General features: G+C 59.8%; 13 protein-coding genes and 2 pseudogenes. 8 read left to right on the forward strand and 7 right to left on the reverse strand.

Annotated features, from left to right (window positions below; all coding sequences use genetic code 11):
• Window positions 1-221 precede the first annotated feature (221 nt).
• The 4 genes from NB231_RS16795 to NB231_RS17610 all read right to left on the reverse strand — a co-directional run bounded on the left by NB231_RS16795 (window position 222) and on the right by NB231_RS17610 (window position 4,181).
• Window positions 222-998: a group II intron maturase-specific domain-containing protein gene (locus tag NB231_RS16795; RefSeq protein ID WP_005001408.1), complete on the reverse strand. Its 777-nt coding sequence runs from the start codon at window positions 996-998 to the stop codon at window positions 222-224.
• A 43-nt stretch (window positions 999-1,041) separates the two neighbouring features.
• On the reverse strand, window positions 1,042-1,485 hold the full coding sequence (locus NB231_RS16800) for a reverse transcriptase domain-containing protein (RefSeq protein WP_005001410.1): 444 nt from the start codon (window positions 1,483-1,485) through the stop codon (window positions 1,042-1,044).
• A 1,067-nt stretch (window positions 1,486-2,552) separates the two neighbouring features.
• Complete coding sequence (locus tag NB231_RS17605; protein ID WP_005001415.1) at window positions 2,553-3,344, reverse strand: IS66 family transposase; 792 nt, start codon at window positions 3,342-3,344, stop codon at window positions 2,553-2,555.
• A gap of 264 nt (window positions 3,345-3,608) precedes the next feature.
• A complete protein-coding gene (locus NB231_RS17610) occupies window positions 3,609-4,181 on the reverse strand; it encodes a hypothetical protein (RefSeq protein WP_005001416.1) in 573 nt (190 codons plus the stop codon).
• 189 nt (window positions 4,182-4,370) lie between these two features.
• Between NB231_RS17610 and NB231_RS07910 the strand changes: the two genes are divergently transcribed.
• Both NB231_RS07910 and NB231_RS07915 read left to right on the forward strand, forming a co-directional pair.
• On the forward strand, window positions 4,371-5,591 hold the full coding sequence (locus NB231_RS07910; RefSeq protein WP_005001418.1) for an IS4 family transposase: 1,221 nt from the start codon (window positions 4,371-4,373) through the stop codon (window positions 5,589-5,591).
• Between the two features lie 622 nt (window positions 5,592-6,213).
• Window positions 6,214-6,990 (forward strand): reverse transcriptase N-terminal domain-containing protein, encoded by a 777-nt coding sequence (locus NB231_RS07915; RefSeq protein ID WP_005001420.1) that lies wholly within the window; start codon window positions 6,214-6,216, stop codon window positions 6,988-6,990.
• Here the strand turns inward: NB231_RS07915 and NB231_RS17615 are convergent.
• A protein-coding gene (locus NB231_RS17615; protein ID WP_232210525.1) for an IS630 family transposase occupies window positions 6,969-8,046 on the reverse strand; the annotation gives its coding sequence in 2 pieces (ribosomal slippage) (window positions 6,969-7,668 and window positions 7,667-8,046; 1,080 coding nt in all). The genes NB231_RS07915 and NB231_RS17615 overlap by 22 nt on opposite strands.
• A 152-nt stretch (window positions 8,047-8,198) precedes the next feature.
• Here NB231_RS17615 and NB231_RS07930 point away from each other — a divergent pair.
• Complete coding sequence (locus NB231_RS07930) at window positions 8,199-8,888, forward strand: group II intron maturase-specific domain-containing protein (protein ID WP_269593433.1); 690 nt, start codon at window positions 8,199-8,201, stop codon at window positions 8,886-8,888.
• Window positions 8,889-9,252: 364 nt separating this feature from the next.
• A complete protein-coding gene (locus NB231_RS16805) occupies window positions 9,253-11,115 on the forward strand; it encodes an IS4/Tn5 family transposase DNA-binding protein (protein ID WP_005001444.1) in 1,863 nt (620 codons plus the stop codon).
• Between the two features lie 138 nt (window positions 11,116-11,253).
• Here the strand turns inward: NB231_RS16805 and NB231_RS19550 are convergent.
• Window positions 11,254-13,092: pseudogene (locus NB231_RS19550) on the reverse strand (IS1634 family transposase).
• A gap of 182 nt (window positions 13,093-13,274) precedes the next feature.
• Here NB231_RS19550 and NB231_RS17620 point away from each other — a divergent pair.
• The 3 genes and pseudogenes from NB231_RS17620 to NB231_RS07950 all read left to right on the forward strand — a co-directional run.
• Window positions 13,275-13,403, forward strand: a pseudogene (locus tag NB231_RS17620) (IS4 family transposase); the annotation flags it as partial.
• 598 nt (window positions 13,404-14,001) lie between these two features.
• Complete coding sequence (locus NB231_RS07945) at window positions 14,002-14,844, forward strand: polysaccharide deacetylase family protein (protein WP_005001448.1); 843 nt, start codon at window positions 14,002-14,004, stop codon at window positions 14,842-14,844.
• A 126-nt stretch (window positions 14,845-14,970) separates the two neighbouring features.
• A complete protein-coding gene (locus NB231_RS07950) occupies window positions 14,971-16,122 on the forward strand; it encodes a carboxylate--amine ligase (RefSeq protein ID WP_050756074.1) in 1,152 nt (383 codons plus the stop codon).
• Here the strand turns inward: NB231_RS07950 and NB231_RS20260 are convergent.
• Complete coding sequence (locus tag NB231_RS20260) at window positions 16,066-16,713, reverse strand: arsenate reductase/protein-tyrosine-phosphatase family protein (RefSeq protein ID WP_084766273.1); 648 nt, start codon at window positions 16,711-16,713, stop codon at window positions 16,066-16,068. The two genes, NB231_RS07950 and NB231_RS20260, sit on opposite strands and share 57 nt — an antisense overlap.
• 428 nt (window positions 16,714-17,141) lie before the next feature.
• On the opposite strand from NB231_RS20260, the gene NB231_RS07955 reads away from it, so the two are divergent.
• A complete protein-coding gene (locus tag NB231_RS07955; RefSeq protein ID WP_198007260.1) occupies window positions 17,142-19,550 on the forward strand; it encodes a kelch repeat-containing protein in 2,409 nt (802 codons plus the stop codon).
• Window positions 19,551-19,618 lie beyond the last annotated feature (68 nt).

Here is a 19,618-nt window from a genome sequence, read left to right on the forward strand (position 1 = left end):
ACGGTCATCCAAGAGCTGATGCTACTCGCCGCCGCGGTGAGCCAGCACGCTCGGCAGCGCTTTCTCGTCTTCGGCGCCCACTGCCGAGCGCTCGCCTGTTTTCAGTGTCTGCACCGAATGGCACTTAAAATCTGGTAGGAGATAGCCCGTAGGCTACCCCCTCCCTACGGAACGGCACGTACCGGCCAGGTATACCGCTCTTCGATCAGCAATCGAGCCCATCAGGCTCGGGAGAAAGCCGTTGTAAAGTCATGCAGGAAAACTAATCCCTGCTGCCTGAACCAGCCCAGGTCCAGCACAAACCGCACCGGCGGTCGCATTACCGATTGCCATCGGTTCATCTTGATCCAGACACGGTTCGCCTCTTTCGGGTCGAAACCCGCCCTGATCATGACCCGTTGGAACTTTCCGGGCTTCTTCCATTTCTTCAGCTGCGTCGACCTCAACCGGCTTCGAATCCAGGCATCAAGGTTGCGAAACAGATATTTGAACTCCTGAATCCCGAAATATCCTACCCAGCCTCGCAAGTATTTGTTCAGCTCGTGGATCACTTGGTACATCGGGAGCGGGTTGTTCCGGCGCGTCATCTCCCGCACGCGCGCTTTGAATCGCCCTTGGGCCTGGGTACTGACTCGGATCCTACCCCGGAGGAGTTGAAACCCCAGAAAGATCACATCCTTGATCGGGGCCACCTGGCTCTTGTCCCGGCTCACCTTCACTCCAAGCCCGCCTTCCAGGTAGGCGACCGTTATCTCCATGACCCGCTGCGCGGCTCTATGCGATCGCACGACGATCACGAAATCGTCCGCCCAGCGGCAGTACCCGAGGTTTCTCGCCTCCAGTGGGTGGTCCAACTCGTTCAAGACAATGTTGGACAGTATCGGCGAGAGCGGTGAGCCTTGCGGACAACCTTTGGTCGTCTTTTCAAACACCCCTTTCACCACAACGCCTGCTTTCAAGAGGCGGGCCAGCAAGGTCACAAATTGCTCATCAGCCACCTTGCGGCGGATCAGTTGCAGGATGCGCCCATGGGGAATCTCGTCAAAAAAACGATTCGAGATCGACCGCTACCGCCCAGTCTCTCCCCTCTTTCGCCAGCCTCTGTAGATGCCGTATGGCCTGATGCTGGCTTCTGCCCCGGCGGAAGCCGAAATTGGACTCGGTGAATTCCGAATCGAAAATCTCTTCCAGTACGCTGTGCATACTGGTGCCCACCACCCGATCCATCACCACCGGAATGCCCAGCTTCCGCTTCTTGAAGATCCCAGGTTTGGGTATCAGTACCCGCCTGGCCGGTTGGAAGCGGTAGCTCCCTGACTTGAGCTTGTCATGAATCAGCGCCAGGAAGTGTGCTTCCCGTTGCGCAAATTCCTCTACCGTCATCCGGTCGATCCCCGCTGCTCCGGCATTTACTCTGACCTGTTGCCATGCCGCCTGCAGGCGTCCCGGTTCACAGACCTTCACCAGCACGTCGCTGACTTTCACCTCGCTTCCTCCGTGATCTGCCCTGACACCGAGGATTGCCGGGCGGGCGGGGGCTTTTCGCCGGGACCGGACTGCCTGTTTGACCCCGGTGCGTTCGCACCCGGGTATCGCTGCGCGATTCGGCCGCCCCTTGTCGTTTTCTGGTCCTGCTCCGTCACAGCTCTAAATCGGCTCCTCAGTGCGATCACCGCTGCCTTTCGTCCACGGCTTCCCCTATCCCGATGACGCCCTCGGGATAGCCAGGCGGCGGCATACTGATTGTTACTAGCATGTTCATCCCCCTCTGCCTGGTCTCCAGGGTTTTGCCCTCCACACCGTTACCAATGCTTCATCGGCCCTGAGTCTTCGGTACTGCCCGCGGATCTGCCACCCTCTGCCCCTCCTCGCTTCGGGGCCTCCTCGTCGATTCGGTTTTCTGCCGTCTCTGGCAACATCAACGACAGGACAGGAGGGCTTCCCTGGGTAAGACGCACCACCTCCCCGTATCCCGTCCGGCTTCATGTCGGTTCAGTTCTCCGGATATCAGGCCTCGCCTAGTCACGTCGGCTCGACCTCATCCCCAACACCATATAGCCGGTTCGCTGTTCGCTACGTACACGGGTTCTGCCTCATGCTTCCTTCAGACACTCCGTTTCCGGTCATGCCCTTGCCTTGTCGGCGTCGTCCTTCCGTCCGGTAACGGCGGACCCTCTTGTCCCAGGTTGCCCCTGGAACGCCGGCCTGTGCGTCATGCCAGGCACACGTTAGTCACACCGCCATAGGCGGTGGCTTACGCTGGTCGAGTTAGTAACTTCTCATTAACCCCGGGCGTGCCGACGCTTAGGTACTGAGCTCCACTGCGCACATGATGCACCGGAACTCGCGCCGTAGGGGATAGACCCAGACGGCTTTCTTAGGTATTTAGTCTTGGCATTTGATGGACGTCGAGCTTGCCCTGATCCTGGGGTCCCACCGACTCGATGCCAGTTCGCGGCTTGCTCGGCGGTGCCGCGCAAGCGCGGCCGCTCGACGAAGGTCTCTAGGCGCGCGGACCGATAACCGTAACGCGGCTGGGCAAGCGCACGGCTTCAGGGGCCGGCCGAGGGATGTGCGTAGTTGATCGCAGCAGGCTCGCTGTGTGCGCCGAAGATCGCGCTCGGCAGCCACGGGATTGTGCTGGCGCCGGCGAGCCGGTCGAGCAGATAGGCCCAGAACGAGAGGCCATGCTTGCGGCAGGTCTTTTTGAGACTGGCGAGGGTATCGCGGCAGCGCCGGCCGGCGGCGCTGCGGGTCGAGCCGCTGATCTTACGCCTTTTGACGTACTCGCGGATGTCGCGCTCGGCGAGATTGTTGTGCAGCGCGAGCTCGGGGCTATCGAGGGCGCGCAGCAACTCGGCACCACTGTTATGCAAGCGCTCGAGCGCGCGGTTAAGACTCTCGAAGCAGGTCTTGGTGGTGCACAGCGCCTCGAACCGGGCCTCGATCGCACCACGTGCCGCGGCGTTCGACTCGGCCTTATAGGCTTTGAGCGCCTGATAGATCGTCCAGGGCTCGCTACGTGCCCAGGCGAGTGCGGCGCGCTGATCGGCGTTGAAGCCGAGCAGTTTCTGGATGCCGCGCTCAACATGGATCCAGCACAGCGCGTGAGTCAGGACATTGAACTGTCCGGCGTCGTCGCTGACGATGACCCGCTCGGGGTTGATCCCGGTGGCGATCACCGTGCCGAGCAGCGCGCCCTCGGTGACGATGCGCACATGGCGTTCGTTGCTGATCCCAAGGCGCTTGAGCGTGGCCTGCCACGCGGCGTAATCCTCGATCGCACTCGGCTCGAGCGCCGCGAGCCTCGCCAACGGGGCTTGTGGCAGCCCTTGGTCACGCATGTAAGCATGCGCCTTATCGTTGATAAGGTAACGTTCGTCGCCGGCACGCAGCAGCTCGAGGAAGTTGATACGGCTCTTGGAGGCCGTGCTCGCGAAGAAGGCGAACAGCTCATTGCCGATGTGGGTGCAGAAGCTGTTGCGACCCTGGTGACGGGCGCCGGTGTCGTCGACATGGACGAACTTGCTGCATTGCAGGGCGACGCGCAGCAGCGCCTCCTTCTCGGTGTGAAAGGCCGCGTGCGGCTCGGTGATGAGCCAATTGAGCTAGCCGGCGGAAATCTCGATGCCCCATTCGCCGAGCTGCTCGCGCAGCAGCGGCTGGGTGACGTGGGCGTGGTGGTACTGATAGAGGATGAACGCGCGCAGCCGCGGCCCGAAGTGTCCGCCACCGAGCTGCACCGGCAGCGGCCCACGCAGCATCTCGCCCTGTGGCGTCACCCAACGTTCGAGCCGATAGCGGGTGTTGTGTGCGCCGATGTGCAGATCCTGGACGGTGAACTCATCGTAGCCCTTGAACCGGCTGCCCGCAGGCGGTGCCGGCACGGGCGCGACCACGATCTCATCGTGGATCTCGAGGCGCTGGGTCTTGCTGCGTTTGTGCTTACCTCGGCGTTTGTCCTTGTGCCTCTCGGCATCTTGTTCCGCGCTCTCCAGCTTCGAGGGCTTAATCGGCGGCTTCGGGTTGCCGCCTTTCAAGCGCGCGATCTCATCGCGCAGCGCCTGGTTCTCCTCATGCAGCTGATAGCAGATCTCCAGTAGCAGCAGGACCGCCGGGGTGACCTCCTGCGGCGGAAAGTCGCTGATCTGAGGAAGCTTGCGAGAACCGCTCGTGCTCATGCTTCGCAGTCACGCACGATCGGCGAAGTATGTCCAGCCCCCGGAACCCCTTTTTGACACTTCTGTGCCAGGGGTTAATGAGAAGTTACCTTAGTTAAGCACAAGCAATTGAACTATTTATAAAAAAGACCGGTCCAGTGGTAGATGGCAAATCGCCAGGCTCACCCCTACCACCGGTAGCCGATCTTCATGCAGGCTACCCCTACTACCGCCCCTTGGCAACGCAACCGCATCAACGCCCATCGTGCCAACTGCGGCAGCTATAGCTTCTTCAAGCTACTCACCAGCGAGGCGCTGCTCGATAGGGTTGAACAGGGGTTGCCACGGGGACACCGAAAGCGTCTGTATCCGCCGACAAGAGCACTCTCGCTGTTTCTTGCGCAAGCCCTAACCGCGGATCGCTCCTGCCAGAATATTGTCAATCAAGCCGCCGTCGAGCGCCTGGCGGGAGGGCTTGCTACCGGCAGCACCCACACCGGAGGCTACTGCCTGGCCAGGCAGCGTGGCCAATCACCCGGATTGGGCTTTCCGATCGGCCGGCTGGTGGGAATCACCTACCTGGCCAGCGGTGCGCTGCTCAATGCTGCGATCGGGCGTTTTCAGGGCAAAGGCGGTAATGAGCAGACCTTGTTGCGATCGATGCAGGAGAGTTTCGCTCCCGGCGATATCCTCATAGGGGATGCCTTCTTTGCCACCTATTTCTTCATTGCGGCGATGCAGGCCAAGGGCGTTGATATTCTCATGGAGCAGCACGGTTCGAGAAAACGCTCCACCGACTTCCGCCATGGACAGCACCTGGGGCCGCGCGACCATGTGATCGTCATCCACAAACCAAAAAAGCGCCCGCAGTGGATGAGCGAAACCGAGTATGCCGCCGCGCCGGCCACCTTGACACTGCGTGAACTCAAGGCGGGTGGTAAGCTCCTGGTCACCACCTTGCGGTGTCCAAACACGGCTCCGAAAGGGGCGTTGAAAGCCCTTTACCAGAGCCGCTGGCACGTGGAGCTGGACATTCGCCACATCAAGGAAACCCTGGGTATGGATGTCCTGAGCTGCAAAACGCCCGATATGACCAGGAAGGAAATCTGGGTGTATCTGCTCGCCTACAACCTGATCCGCCTGATGATGGTGCAATCGGCCCGGTTGGCGGACATTGCACCACGAACCATCAGCTTCAAACACTGCCTCCAGCTGTGGCTGATATCAGCCCAGCAGCTCGACACAGCGGACGATGGGCAACTGCGTACGCTATTGTCATTGCTGGCTCAGCAGCGCGTGGGAAACCGCCCCGGGCGCATCGAGCCGCGTGCGGTAAAACGAAGGCCGAAACCTTTTCCCCTGCTGACTAAACCACGACATGCCGCAAGGGAAGAAATCAGAGAAAAAGGCATCCAAAAAAAGCTTAACTAAGTGCTATTCGTGCGACACGAAGTCGCACGCGTATTTATCAAGGAGTATGAGATCCGGTGTTCTGCCACCGGTACCCTACCGGGCCATGCGTCGGGAGTAATCCCGGGGTGCGAAGCGTCCGGGACACTGTGGCCTCCGCCTGATACGCGGGCAACTGAACCGCGAGGGGACGTTGTGACTGCCAGCCTCAGGGCGGTCGGGAGCTGGGGTTGAAGGGTATGGCCAACACAGGTGAACCACTGTTGAGGCGTCGTTACTTACAACATGCCAAAAGAGGCTGTCAGGCATGGACCAAAAGGTAGGCAGCCAAGCCGGGGTGTCGGATGGTCACCCCGCGCAGATGCCGCGCTGCCGGCGCACAGGTGGAGCCTAACCCCTTCAGGATGGTACGCGTGTGGAACGTGATAAGCCCAATCGCTCCCACAAGGATGGTGGAAAGTCACCCGCAAGGGTGCACCGATGGGCGAGGGGGTAGAGGATGTCGGAACAAGCGAAGGCCGGTCTGTAACGGATCGGATAAGGGTTCCAGCTTTGCCCTACCTCGAAAGGGGGCTGACTTCCGACGGGTCTTGGATCACGAAAAAAGGTACGGAAAGGCTCAACCCGTGAGGTTACTTGGACGATGAACGCCCTGGGCGTCATTGAAGGCCCGCAGGATGCGGCGGCACTCTGGTCAACCATCGATTGGACCAGAATAAATCGTCATGTCAGCCGATTACAAGCCCGGATCGTGAAGGCGATCAAGGCAGGTCAGTGGCACCGCGTGCGGTCGCTGCAACGCCTGCTGGTCAACTCGTTCGCCGCCAAGCTATTGGCGGTCAAGCGGGTGTGCTCCAACCGGGGCAAACGGACCGCGGGGGTCGATGGCGTTGTGCTCGACACCCCCGAGGCCCGATGGCGACAAGCCCAACGGTTGAATGCGAAGGACTATGTGCCACAACCGCTCAGACGGAGCTATGTTCCCAAGAAGAATGGCAAACGCAGGCCGTTAGGCATCCCCACCCAAGCGGACCGGGCCGAACAAGCCCTGGAACTGCTGGCATTGGATCCGGTGGCGGAACACTTGGCCGATACCTGCTCTCATGGCTTTCGCAAGGAACGCTCCACACAGGATGCCATGGCAGGGTGCTTTCTCTCACTGTGCCGACGGCACAGCGCCGAATGGATTCTGGAAGGGGATATCCGGGGCTGCTTCGACGAGCTTCCCCACGACTGGCTCCTCGATCATGTCCCTACTCACAAGGGAAAACTGCGGGCGTGGCTCAAGGTCGGGTTCATGGAACGAGGGGTGTTTCATCCCATCACGGGCGGAACGCCGCAAGGCGGCATCATCTCTCCGACGGCGGCCAATAGGGCGCTGGATGGACTAGTGTCATGTCACTCATTAAAGGTCGGATAAAGGCGCTTCAGTTTGATGCGTGCGTCTTGCGCGGTGAACTGCCAGTTCACCTTCGCCTGGAGTTGATCGCGATGCGCCTGCCAGGCTGAGATCTGCTCGCGCAACTGCGCAATGGTGTCGATTCGTCGATTCAGGCATTGGCTGATCATCACATTGAGCTCGATTTCGGCGACATTGAGCCAACTGCCGTGCTTCGGTGTGTAGACGAACTCAAAACGGTCCCAGAGGGCTTTGGCCTGATCCGGGGGAAAGGCTTCGTATAGCGCTCCCGGTCTGTGGGTATTCAAGTTGTCCATGATCAGCGTGATCCGCTCGGCATCAGTGTAACGCTCGGCAATGTCCTGAAGGAACTGCGCCCAGTCGATCTTCGTCTTGCGATCCGTCACCTTGGTCATCCGGGTTCCGGCCAACGGTTCAGTGGCCATGAACACGTTGCACACACCGCATCGCTCATACTCATAGTCATGGCGTTGCACACGCCCAGGGCCGGGTAGGAGCGGCGAGCGTGTCTCTCGGATGAGCTGTCGCGGCGTCTCGTCCATGCACACAACCGGATTCGCACCATCGTAAGGGCGTCGATACACGTCCAAAACCCGCTCCATCGCGGCGACAAACTCGGCGCTGCCCCCCGGTGGAATCACCCAACCGATCCGCCGCCAGGGTTTGATTTCGTTTTTTTAAAACCCGACGGACCGTCTCGTAGGATAGGCTGTCGACGTACTCGAGTTCGACAGCACGATCGGCGAGTAACCGAAGCGACCACTGAGAGTAACCCTTCGGCGGCTCACTACAACTCAGCGCGACCAGGCGCGCTTCCAGATCACCGTCGGCCTTGCGCTCGTACTGCCGCTGGCGCGGCCGACCGCCCAAAGCCGTCTCCAGTCCCTCTTCGACAAATCGTTTTTTGACCCGATCGAATCTGCGCAGGCTGACCTTCAGCACCTCGGCCACATCCTCGCCCCGCAAGCGCCGCTGATTGAATTCGCCTTCATCGCAGTTCAGCAAGATCAATGCGTTGATGACCTTCCGAGATTGATGCGAGCCCTTCTGCGTCATCGCCTCGAGCGACTGCCTCTCCTCCGCCTGTAACGTCACTTTGTATTTCTTGACCAAGGGTCTCTCTCCGTCTGTTCAGACGGAAAAACAGCCTATCACACCATAAGCACATACGACGCTTTACGAGTGATGCGACACTAGAGCGACTTCTGCTGGCGCGTTTCAAAAGGCGCCATAAGGTCAATCTGATCCGCTACTGCGATGACTTCGTCGTCACCGGGGCATCTCGTGTGCTCCTGGAAGAAGAAGTCAAACCCCTGGTGGTGCAGTTCCTTAAGGAACGAGACCTGGAGTTGTCCGAGGAAAAGACCCGTATCGTCCACATCGACGTGGGGTTCGACTTCCTTGGCTTCAACTTCCGAAAATACCACGGAAAACTGCTCATCAAACCGTCCAAGACCAGTATCGCGGCCGTGAAAGGAAAGATCCGGGCGATCATCAAAGCGGGCGGTTCGCTGCCCCAGGACGCCTTGATCCGCCGGCTCAACCCCATCATCCGGGGCTGGGGCAGCTACTATCGGCATGTCGTGAGCAAGCAAGTCTTCAGCGACATCGATCACGCGATCTGGCGCATGACATGGAATTGGGCCAAACGGCGGCATCCCCAGAAAGGTCAACGATGGATCAAAGATCGTTACTTCGCCCACAGGGATGGACGCGACTGGGTGTTTACCGATGGATCGGACACGCTCTTTCAGATGGCGAGCATTCCGATCCGACGCCATGTGAAAATTCGGGGCCAAGCCAATCCCTATGATCCGGATTGGGCCGCTTACTTCCGGCGACGCTATGTCCGGCAAGGTAAGCCAACCCCATACCTAGCACATTGGTTGTCAACGTGACCCGCCGTCGCCACACTTCAACAAATCGCCGGGTGCTTCGCGGTGCCTTATCGAGGCTTGAGCCGAGTGCGGTGAAAGTCGCACGCTCGGTTCTCAGGGGGCGGGGTGACGGTAACGTCACCTCGCTACCCGACGTGTCTGCACCGGCAATGGGCCGGTGCCCCATAAGTCGGTAACCAATAACGCTCGGAGGGGTTCTGACCGATGCTAACCGTTGTCGGCAGGGATTCGCTCGCGCCGCTCCGCCTGCAATGGACGAATTGCGGTTGCTATGAGCGCAGCAAACCGGGGATAGACGTCTCAAACCTGACATTATCCCACATCCTGGCTGAATATTGCCGTCGCGCTCGGGTAGTCTGCGGCCATGGTCGTGGACAGGTACAGCGTTGGGCGAGTACACGGCGCGCGGTGGCGCACCCTCGGCGCCGGTCTGGGTGTTGGCGTCGTACCCGGCGAGCCGAGCGTCACGCTGGCCGATCTCGGGCGCATCGAGTGCGTACCGGTAGTGGATTCCGAGCCGGCGCGGCGCTGGCAGGCGCTGATGACCGCCGAGCGTTTCCTCGGGGCCGGACCGTTGGTGGGCGCACGGCTGTGCTATTTGGTAGAGAGCGAGCACTTTGGCGAGATTGGTGCGCTGGCCTTCAGTGCCGCGGCCTGGCGACTCGCCGCGCGGGATCGGTTAATCGGCTGGGACGAGCCGGCACGCCGTACGCAGCTGGGGCGCATTGTGTGCAACAGCCGTTTTCTCATCCGCCCCACGTTGCGCATCCCGCAGCTTGCCTCGCATGTGCTCGGGCGCTGCCTGCGCCGATTGCCTGGCGACTGGCAGGCCCGCTACGGCGAGGCACCGGTGCTGGTGGAGACCTTCATCGACCGTTGCCGCCACCGCGGTGGGTGTTATCGGGCGGCGAACTGGCAGTATGTCGGTGACACCCGTGGGCGCGGGCGCAATGATACCGAGCATGCTCGTGCGCGCTCGATCAAGGCGATCTATGTCTATCCGCTGTGCCGGGACTGGCGCCGACGGCTCGGTGTGGCACAGACACCGACGATTGCGCCCGGTGTCGATGACTGGGCGCGCCACGCGTTCGCCCATGCGCTACCCTGGGATCGGCGCCTGCGCGAGCGGGCGATCACCATGAACCGGGACTTCGCCGGCGCATCCACCGTGCCGCTGCCGCAGGCCTGTGGCAGCCGGGCGAAGGCCAAGGCGGCCTATCGGTTCTTCGACAACCCGAAGGTCACCATGCAGGCGCTACTGAGCTCCCACCACCAAGCCACCGCCGGGCGTTGCCGGAGGCAGGGCGTGGTGCTCGCCGTGCAGGACACCACGAGTCTTAACTACACCGCGCATCCGGCCACCGAGGATCTGGGGCCGATTGGCACCACGCGCGTGCAGGCCCAGGGGCTGATCGTCCACGATACGATGGCCTTCACCCCGCAGGGCGCGCCGCTGGGGTTGATCGACGTGCAGTGCTGGGCACGCGCGATCCCGAGACCCTCGGCCAGCGCCATCGGGGCGGCGATACCCGCCGCCTCGATGAGAAGGAAAGCGGCAAGTGGTTGGACAGCCATGCCGCGGCCACCGCGCTCCAGCAGCAGTGCCAGGGTCCGCGCGTGGTCAGCCTCGCCGACCGCGAGGGTGACCTCTACGAGCTGCTGCTCGCCGCAAAGCGGCTGGGTGCTGCCGATGTGCTGGTGCGTGTCAAGCACAACTGCGGCCTCGCCGTCGGCCAGGGGCGGCGGCTGGTGGCCCACCTCGATGCCCAGGGCGGCGCCGGCGTGCGCGAGCTCGCCATCCCGCGCCGTGGCAAAGTGGCCGCGCGTAGCGCGCCTGGCCGTACGCTATGCCTCGGTAACCCTCAAACCACCGCGCGAGAAGCACACGCGGCCCGATGTGGCGCTCTATGCCGTGCGCGCCACCGAGATCGACCCACCGTCTGGCGTCAAGCCGCTCGCCTGGACGCTGCTGACCACGGTGGCCACCGAGATCTTCGCCGATGCCTGCGAGCGGCTTGACTGGTACGCCACGCGCTGGCAGATCGAGGTTTACCACCGCACGCTCAAATCCGGCTGCCGCATCGAAGATACGCCAGCTTGGCAGTGCGCAGCGCCTGGAGAGCTGTCTTGCGATCGATCTGGTGGTCGCCTGGCGGGTCTTCCATCTGACCAAGCAGGGTTGCGAGTAGGCCAACGCCTCGGCCAGCGTGTACTTCGAGGACGATGAGTGGAAGGCGCTGCTGATCCGCACCGGCGCTAACCCAAGTTTAACGTCCCCAAAAATAACTTCGCGATACTCAGAGAGTTAAGATCGGCCGCGGCGGCGAGTGGCACTACATTACGTTCATTTTATAAATCAGCGGGCTCACACGATTGTTTTCTGCACGCCGCCCGGGGCGGGATCGGCCCCGAGGGCCTGATAGATTCGCGCCTGATCGGGCTCGGCGCGGGTGGCCTTGCGCACGTGCAGGGTGCGGCCATCGCCGCGGTTGAACGTGGCGGTGACCCGGCACTGGCCGGCGAGGGTATCGCGTAGCGTGCTCCAACGCTCGCAGATGCCGTGGGCGGCGAGGCAGTGGCGGATGAGCTGGACGAACTGATAGGCGAGCACGGTGATGAACAGGTGCCCCTCGGCGCGCTCTTCCTTGTGATGGAAGATCGGGCGCAGGCCGAGCTCCGATTTCAGGCTTCGGAAGACCGCCTCAAGGTCGGTGAGCATGATGTAGGTGCGCCACATTGTCTTCTCGTCCCAGCCGGTCTCGTTGCTGCGCAGGCAATAGACGCCCGGCTCGGTGACCAGAGAGCCTTTCACGGGCAGGCGCTGCCAGTGGATCGCACGGGCGCGCTCGCCGCTGTCACCGGCGATCACTTCAATGTGGTAGTGCTGGCCGAGGCCGCGGCTTTTCTCCTTGAGCCGCCCGATGCGCTCCCAGAGCTTGTCGATGCGCTTGGTGGTGCCCCGCCGGCTGAGTCCGGTCGCAAGCTTGTCGAGCCCAGCCTCGAAGCGGTCCATCAGGCGCCCGGCGATCGCTTGCTCCTTGCGCACGCGGCCCTCGGAGCGACAATACAGGCGCACCTCCTGGCCATCAGCCGAGGGCACTTTGAGTAGCTCCACGGCCTGCCCGCCGGCGTTGTCGAGGGTGATGGCCTCTTTAAAATCGACCGCGCGGCGGCGCTCGCGCTGACCACCAGATAGCGGTAGCCCTGCTCGGCCAGCCAGGCGAGGTTGGCCTCGGTGGCCACCCCGCGGTCCATGACCACAAGCGCGCCGGCGGGCGCCGCGAGGCCGGTGAGCATACCCCTGGAGGGTCTGCGCCTCGGCCGCATTGCCAGCGAAGACCCGCGAGCGGCGCACAAAGCCGCAGGCATCGAGCACCAGCGCCAGGGTGAGCAGCGGGCAGTCGCTGCGCCGCTCCTTGGAGTGGCCGTGGCGCGCGGCCGGATTGACCGGTGCCTCGCCCTCGAAGTAAGTGTTGGTCAGATCGTAGAGCGTGATTGTCGGGGCGAGCGCGAACAGATCGCTCACCCGGGCGAACAGATGCCCTTCGAGGGCCGCGCGGTGGCGCAGCAGGATATCGGAGGTACGGTAGAGCTGCATCGGGCTCATCGCCTCGAAGTCCACCTCCAGCAGCTCGCCGAGGCCGCTGCGCCGGGCGAGCCACTGATACGTCGCCCGCTCCGAGCCCGGGGCGGCCATGCGGGCAACGATCAGCCCCAGCGCCGCCGCACGTTGCGGGCCGGTCAGCCCCAGCGCTTGGAGCTGCTCCTCCAAGCCCGCCTGGCGCAGCGCCCACAGGGCGAGCTGCTCGACGCCCACCGAGCGCGGGCGCACCAGTGAGAGCGAGTCCACGTCCACCGACTGCACGTCACCCCCACCGCCGGGTACACCGCCAGCATCGGCCGGTGCCGGCGTACCGCCCTGCTCGGCGAGCAGCCGCGCCGCAATACGCTCGGCCTGGCGCTCGACGGCGAGCGGGAGGCCCTTCCCCTCCTCGTCGAACAGCGCCGCCTGGCCGCTGAGCCGTTGCTCGATGCGCGCACACAACGCCGACCAGTGTGCCTGCGCCACTGGGAAGTGCCGCCCCAGGTTCAACAGGGTGCGCTGGCGGACCTTACCGGCGCGCCGCTCGGAGCGCACCAGACGATACGTGACATACGACTCGCCGGTGGCCGTGCTGCGGGTCTGGGTGCGGCGGATGAACATGCCCGCGAGGCTAGCGTGGGCGGGCGCTCCGCACAAGGGATAACAACAAATATTATGGCACTACATCCAGCGCGCCACCCTCGCCACTATACGAATCAATAACTTCTCTTCGCATACACGCCCAAATCAGCCCGAAATCAGGCAGAGAGCGTTAAAGATGGGCTAAGGCCGACCCCCAGCCCGGCGATGAGCCCACCTTGCGCGAGGCTATGCGCTTGGTTGCTCAGCTCGGCGGCTTTCTCGGGCGTAAGGGCGACGGCGAGCCCGGCACCCAGACCATCTGGCGTAGCCTGCAGCGACTCGATGACCTTACGGTGATGTACCGGGAGCTGACTCGGATCCTCACGGCCCGCCAACGTCCGCCCTGATGTCAGCGAACTTATGGGTAAGGGTCAGGTCTCAAACCGTGGCAGACGACCGGTTCCGGTCTAATGGAGGGCGCGGAGTCCAGCGTAGACTGCTTTGTTGCACTGCCGCACGTTCGGCCGTCACGGATTTAGGTATATAGCCTACTGATTATAAAATGCTTATGACAATCACCGGGAATTGCTGTACAACGAGCACTTGCCGCAACGCGCACTGAAACACCAGACCCCGTTGCAGGCATTGCACTCTTGGCGTACTGTGCACTCAGAGTTGTTTGTCAGAAAACTAAAGAATCAGACGGGACTTTACACATTAAGCACCAGCGTCGTACACCGCGAACTCATGGCACATTGAATGCTGTAGATTGTATGGATGGTTTAAGCATTGCGTCCCAGAATGAGTGACTCCGCCCGCACGGAAGTATTTCTAACAATTGATACCGAAATCTGGTGTGAGAGCTGGTCGCGACTCGAAGAGTCGTTTCCTGATGCTTTCAGGCGGTATGTATACGGGCCAACCTCCCGAGGTAACTTTTCCATACCCATGATCCTGGATACGTTTCAGGACCATGGCCTAGCCGCCACCTTTTTCGTCGAACCGCTCTTCTCATTTCGGTTCGGACTGCCGGCTCTGGAAGAAATCATTGGCTTGATTCTTGAAAGACATCAGGATATTCAATTACACGCTCATACTGAATGGCTAGACGAAGCAAAGCCAGCTATTTTGCCTAGGGTCCGGGAAAAAACTGCCCGTATTTGCGACTTCTCCGAGGATGAACAGGCCAAAATATTGCAAATGAGCATTGCGCGACTCCACGAGGCGGGTGCCCCGAGAGCCAAAGCCTTTCGTGCGGGAAGCTATGCGTTTGACCGTAATACCCTTCGCGCCTTGCAAAAATCGGGAATAACCATCGATACAAGCTACAATGCCGCATCCCTGGCCGGTACAGCGGACGTTGAGCCGCATCGTCTACTGTCACAACCCACGCGCTGCGACAGCGTCTACCTTTACCCAGTGACCACTTTTCATGACGGAAGTCGCAGAAACATCCGCCCCCTAGCCCTTACAGCAATTTCCTCAAAGGAAATAGAATACGTTCTGACGTATGCCGCCGATCATCAATGGAAAACGGTTGTCATCGTGCTACACAATTTCGAGCTGCTTACGCCGGACAAGACCCGTCCAGATCCAATAGTAGTCAACAGATTTCGACGGTTGTGCCGTTTTCTCGAACGCAATAGCGACCGATTCAACGTCTCCACTTTTGGATCGACATCGCCCAGCGAGAGCGCCTCTCAGCCGCCACTGCCCGTCACTTCACGATTTCAAACGGCGCTAAGAACTTTAGAGCAGGTTCAGCGACGCATTCTGTTCAAAGGCGTATAGGTGAGTCGTCGACTCATGAAGTCCGCAGACTCATCACACTCATGCGAGTTACGCACCCTCGTGCTAGGCATTGACACACAAATTGGGCTGACCGTCATTCGCGAACTTTGTAAGCATGGAGTCACCGTGCACGGTATCGCTTCCGATGCTACCGGAGTCGGCCTTTATTCACGGTATTTGGCTACTGGACACATCCGCAGCGAAACAGAAGATGGCATCATTCAGCAAATCAACACGCTGGCTCGACAGACTGGCACAACTTGGCTGCTGGCCGTGGGAGAGTCGGACATCCTTCTGATCAATCGACGACGGGACGAGCTTATCGGCATCACTCCACTGATTCCGGAAGCCGATGAATTCGCCAAAGTTCTGGACAAGCAAACAACCCTTGCGGCCGCCCGATCCGTCGGAATCATCACACCACAATCTTGGGCCTTAGATAATCTAAACGATTTCGAGAAAATCAAGCCGCAGCTGCGGTTTCCAGTGGTAATCAAGTGGCGCAACCCGCATCGAGTCGTGCGTCGTTTGGGTAAATCGGGCAAGACGCTGCAGAAATACCGGTACGCTTACGATCCGGACGAGTTAATCGAATATCTTGGTAAATTCGAGATAATCGGCGAACTTCCTTTGATCCAGGAATATTGCCCCGGATACGGGGTGGGGCAGATGCTTTTCCTGCACGAAGGGAAGACGGTGCTGCGCTTCCAGCATCGTCGGATCGCGGAATGGCCGCCGGAAGGTGGCGCATCCGCCGTATGCGAGAGTCTGCCGATAGAAGCGCACAATGAGATGATGGCGAAGTCGGAGGCGTTACTCAGGCTGCTTGGCTGGAGCGGACCGGCCATGGTCGAGTACCGCTATGACCCGGAGACGCAAAAAGCAATGCTCATGGAAGTCAACGGGCGCTTCTGGGGAAGCCTGCCCTTGGCACACCATGCCGGCGCCCATTTCGTCTGGCTCACGCTCGCGATAGCCGCATTCGGGCAGGTACCGGAGATGCGCCCGTATACCCCTGCGGTTCGCTGTCGATCAATAGTCCCCGAACTTAAGCGACTTCTTCGGGTTACCTTCCATCCTGAAATGATTCAAGACAAAATGCTGCGGCCGAGTTGGCCGCACGAGTGGCTGCTATTTCTGGTCCGCTACCTCGTTCCGAGGACGTATTATTATGTTTTCTCCTTTGATGATCCGCGCCCGTTCATTATGGACAGCTGGCTCTCAGTTCGAAGGGTAGTCACCCGCCGGTTCGCTGGGGGAGCGCGTTACTTCGGCTGAATCACCTGCTCTCGCCGCCCACGAGGGCCGTGCCCGTTGCCACGCCGCGACCAGATTATCAACGGCAGACTCTACAACGCGAAAGCAGGTATTAAAATATTCCAGCGACAGTCCCGCAGGATCGTGAATGTGAGGCCGCCGCGGTGTCGCCCATAGGCCCAGAAGAACAACCTGAGCACCCGCCGCGCGCGCCACGGGTTCGATGCGCCGAGCTTGACGGACTTCCATCACAAGCAGAAGGTCTCCCTCCTCGATATTGAAATCGCTCTGATCCGTGGAGCGATGCTCGCCAAGATCATATCCCCGCGTGTGCGCGGTGGAGATCGCATCCACATTCGCACACATGCCTGTCGATGCCGAGAGACCAAACGAAAGCCCCTGAACGCCCTTTCGCCGCACAACGGCCTCTGCATAGGCACTGCGGCAGACGTTACCAAGGCAGACAAAAACGAGCCTCTTCACGCATGCAAGATCCGTGTTACTAAAACGCTCCAACCGACCCACCGCCAGTTCGAACCATGCCAGGCAGAGGCGAATAAAGCCTCTGTGAGTTCCGAAAGGAGTTCGAACCCAACGCTTCCATAGCTCCATAATGCCTTACTTCCTAAACGTTTAAATTGAATCGACGGATTTGCATCACTCGCATGGTGAACGGGTCAGCTAGCAACCGTCCGATCACCGCTTGTGCCAATTATAGCGTCAAGCATTTACGGTGGCGCGGCTCCTGGCAACACTCGCAGACAAAATTAGCTTAGCAGTGCGAAAAAACCACCGGAGCAACGCGCAACGGCCTGTTTCGCAGGCGATGATTCGGTTAGAGTATTCAACTGATACCTCGTTTGCGACTCAGGCAAACAGAAGCACTTCACCGACGTATGTGCCCAAAGGCTGGAGTCAGGAACAATTGCTTAAGGGATCGCGCAGCGAAATCGCTCATAGAACCTTCGGGGTGTTCCAAGGAAGCCCTCTGTTTTGGCAAGAGCTGGAGCGCCGATATGCAATTCTTTAGGGCTGCCTTGATGACTGTTTTTTTCCTGGCCATGGCTAGCGAGGCCAGCGCGAGTATTCAGACAAAAGGACCTTTCCAAGATCCCGCACGTTATGGTGCGGGCTGGACAAGCGCTCATTACGATGACGTGGACGGCTGCATCGTTTATCTGCAAGGCCACGTCTCCTCCGGAAACCCTGACAACTCCGTGCGGTGTTTTTACCCAAAGACGGAGAAGTTTGTCTTTTTTCAAGAAGACACGGAAAGCGGAGCGAATGAAATTGATGGGGACGGAATTAACAGCAGGGACAATCAGCTATCCCTGGGAATACCTGGCCACGGCATTTTCATCACTGGTGGAGCGTACTTAAAAGATAAGCCCTACAATTGGGGTTTTTTCGATTACAGCAAAAAAAAGTGGACCCATCGCGGTCCAAGCTCGAACATTGGCGAAGGCATTATAGGGTGGGGTAATTATCAGACCTTTAACGCCGCGTCTGCCTGGAGCAAGAAACGAAATATCGGATTAATATTCAACGGTGAATCGAGCGGGAACACTAAACGGCAAATGGTTGAAGTGCGTCCCAATGGCAATGGAACCTTCCGCACGAAGGAACTGAGAGACGTTGCGGGCACACCAAACTGCTTGCGTGCTCGCAACTCAGCGATTGCCCTCGGAGACTGGGTCTATTTCTATGGTGGGATCTGCAAGGCAAGCGGGAAAATGGTCGATACGAACTCATTCTATCGGTTCAACCTGATTTCCCATTCATGGCACAGACTGCCCGATGCCCCTTACGCCCGGCGTATGCCGCAGATTACTTATGATCAGTCCACCCATGACATCGTTGTATACGGCGGAGGCAAGAACAAATTTACGCCCTCAAATACGGTAATGACATGGAACGTGGACTCACAGGGTCCGTGGCGAGATCGCACGGACGAGGCGAAGATGCCGGCCGTCAAGATGCCCAATGGCGCGTACGATCCGAAAACAGGGTTTCATTGCTACCGAGGCGGTCTGTATCGCGATGGGACGAGCGGCCACGTATGGTGCATGCGCTTTGCGCAAGGGCCAGGCAGCGTAGCGAAGAAGGCACCACCGCCCCCCGTCCCACCGTTAGCGAATACCACCGCTTACTCACTGCCTCGGTACGGCAGTGATCCAGGTATTTCTACCGATAACGTGAGCACCCCGCCCCCGGCCAAAACCGACAGGGTTTCGCTACCGCCGCCGGGCGCTATTGCGAATTTTTCTGCCCGCCGCGAGAGTGCGCCGCGCGCCCCTGAAACTGACACCGTATCATTGCCGCCACCCAGCGTAATCTCGACCTCGCCGACCGGTGAGCGAATACCAACGCCCCCAAAAAAATCGACGGCCAAGCCCAATAGCAGCAATTCTATCAGCAGCACAGCCGCTACGGCGATGGGTACAACACAGCCGAAAGTTATTGTTCGAGACATCCCTCCAGTAAGCAATCGGGTATCGCCGGTCAACGTGGCAAAGCACATGCGTTTTACGGAGGCGACGACCGGCGATAGACGGCTGTATGTTGTGAGTGGCGACTGGGGATTTGCCGATCATTGGCCACAAAGCGGTCGCCAGGATACATTTGCCTACGACATTTTCTCTGATAAATGGGAGCGCGTTGTTCCCTACTGCACTCCGAATGAACAGCAACCGAGACATACCGATGAGGTAGTACAGGCTTGGGACACCAAGCGCAATGTGTTATGGATCGGACCCGGTGTCTATTACGGCCCGAAGGATGCCTGTTCCGGTTTGGCCCCCATGATGAGGTTAGACCCAAAGACTAAGAGGTGGTCACGCCCAGAGCAGCCAAAGCTACCTACATTGCTGCGCTCCTATCGTACTGCGACCCAGGGGCTTTACGATCCGTCCACCGACGCGGTAATCCTCATCCACGACCGACACACGGTTGAGTGGTCGGTATCAGGTCGGGCCTGGAGGGTGCTTAATCATTCCCCAGGCGGCATGTTCTCTGAGAGCCCGACGGTGCGCATTGGCCGATGGATCTACGTGATTAACGAGCGAAACTACACTCTATTTCGGTGGAATATCGACACGCATATCTTTGAAGGGTTAGGGGGGTTGCCGAACGCGCTGAGGGACGGCGATCACGACGATCATGGTCGCGTGTATATCAGTTCGCTGGGTCCGTATATAGCCATGTATCAGGAAGTAGACAAGGATATGAAAATTCAGTCCGACATGTACGTCCTGGACACTCGCGATATGGCTTACACGCGCGTTAAGCTCCCAGACGGCGTGCGTGGCAATGTTTTCACATGGCACAGCAGCGGCTGGGGGTTTTTGTTCGGTGGAACCATCGGCTTTGACTGCTGCAAAAATCCCATGAGGCACTTTTACCTGATCGACCTGCGCCAATTCGGCGGCACGGGAGAGTCGTTGAAATAAGCCCTCAAGATACGAAAAGGCCAAACGCCGCCGCGTCGCGCAGGTCAAACTCGATTATCAAGACGTAC

Source organism: Nitrococcus mobilis Nb-231, assembly GCF_000153205.1.
GTDB lineage: Bacteria > Pseudomonadota > Gammaproteobacteria > Nitrococcales > Nitrococcaceae > Nitrococcus > Nitrococcus mobilis.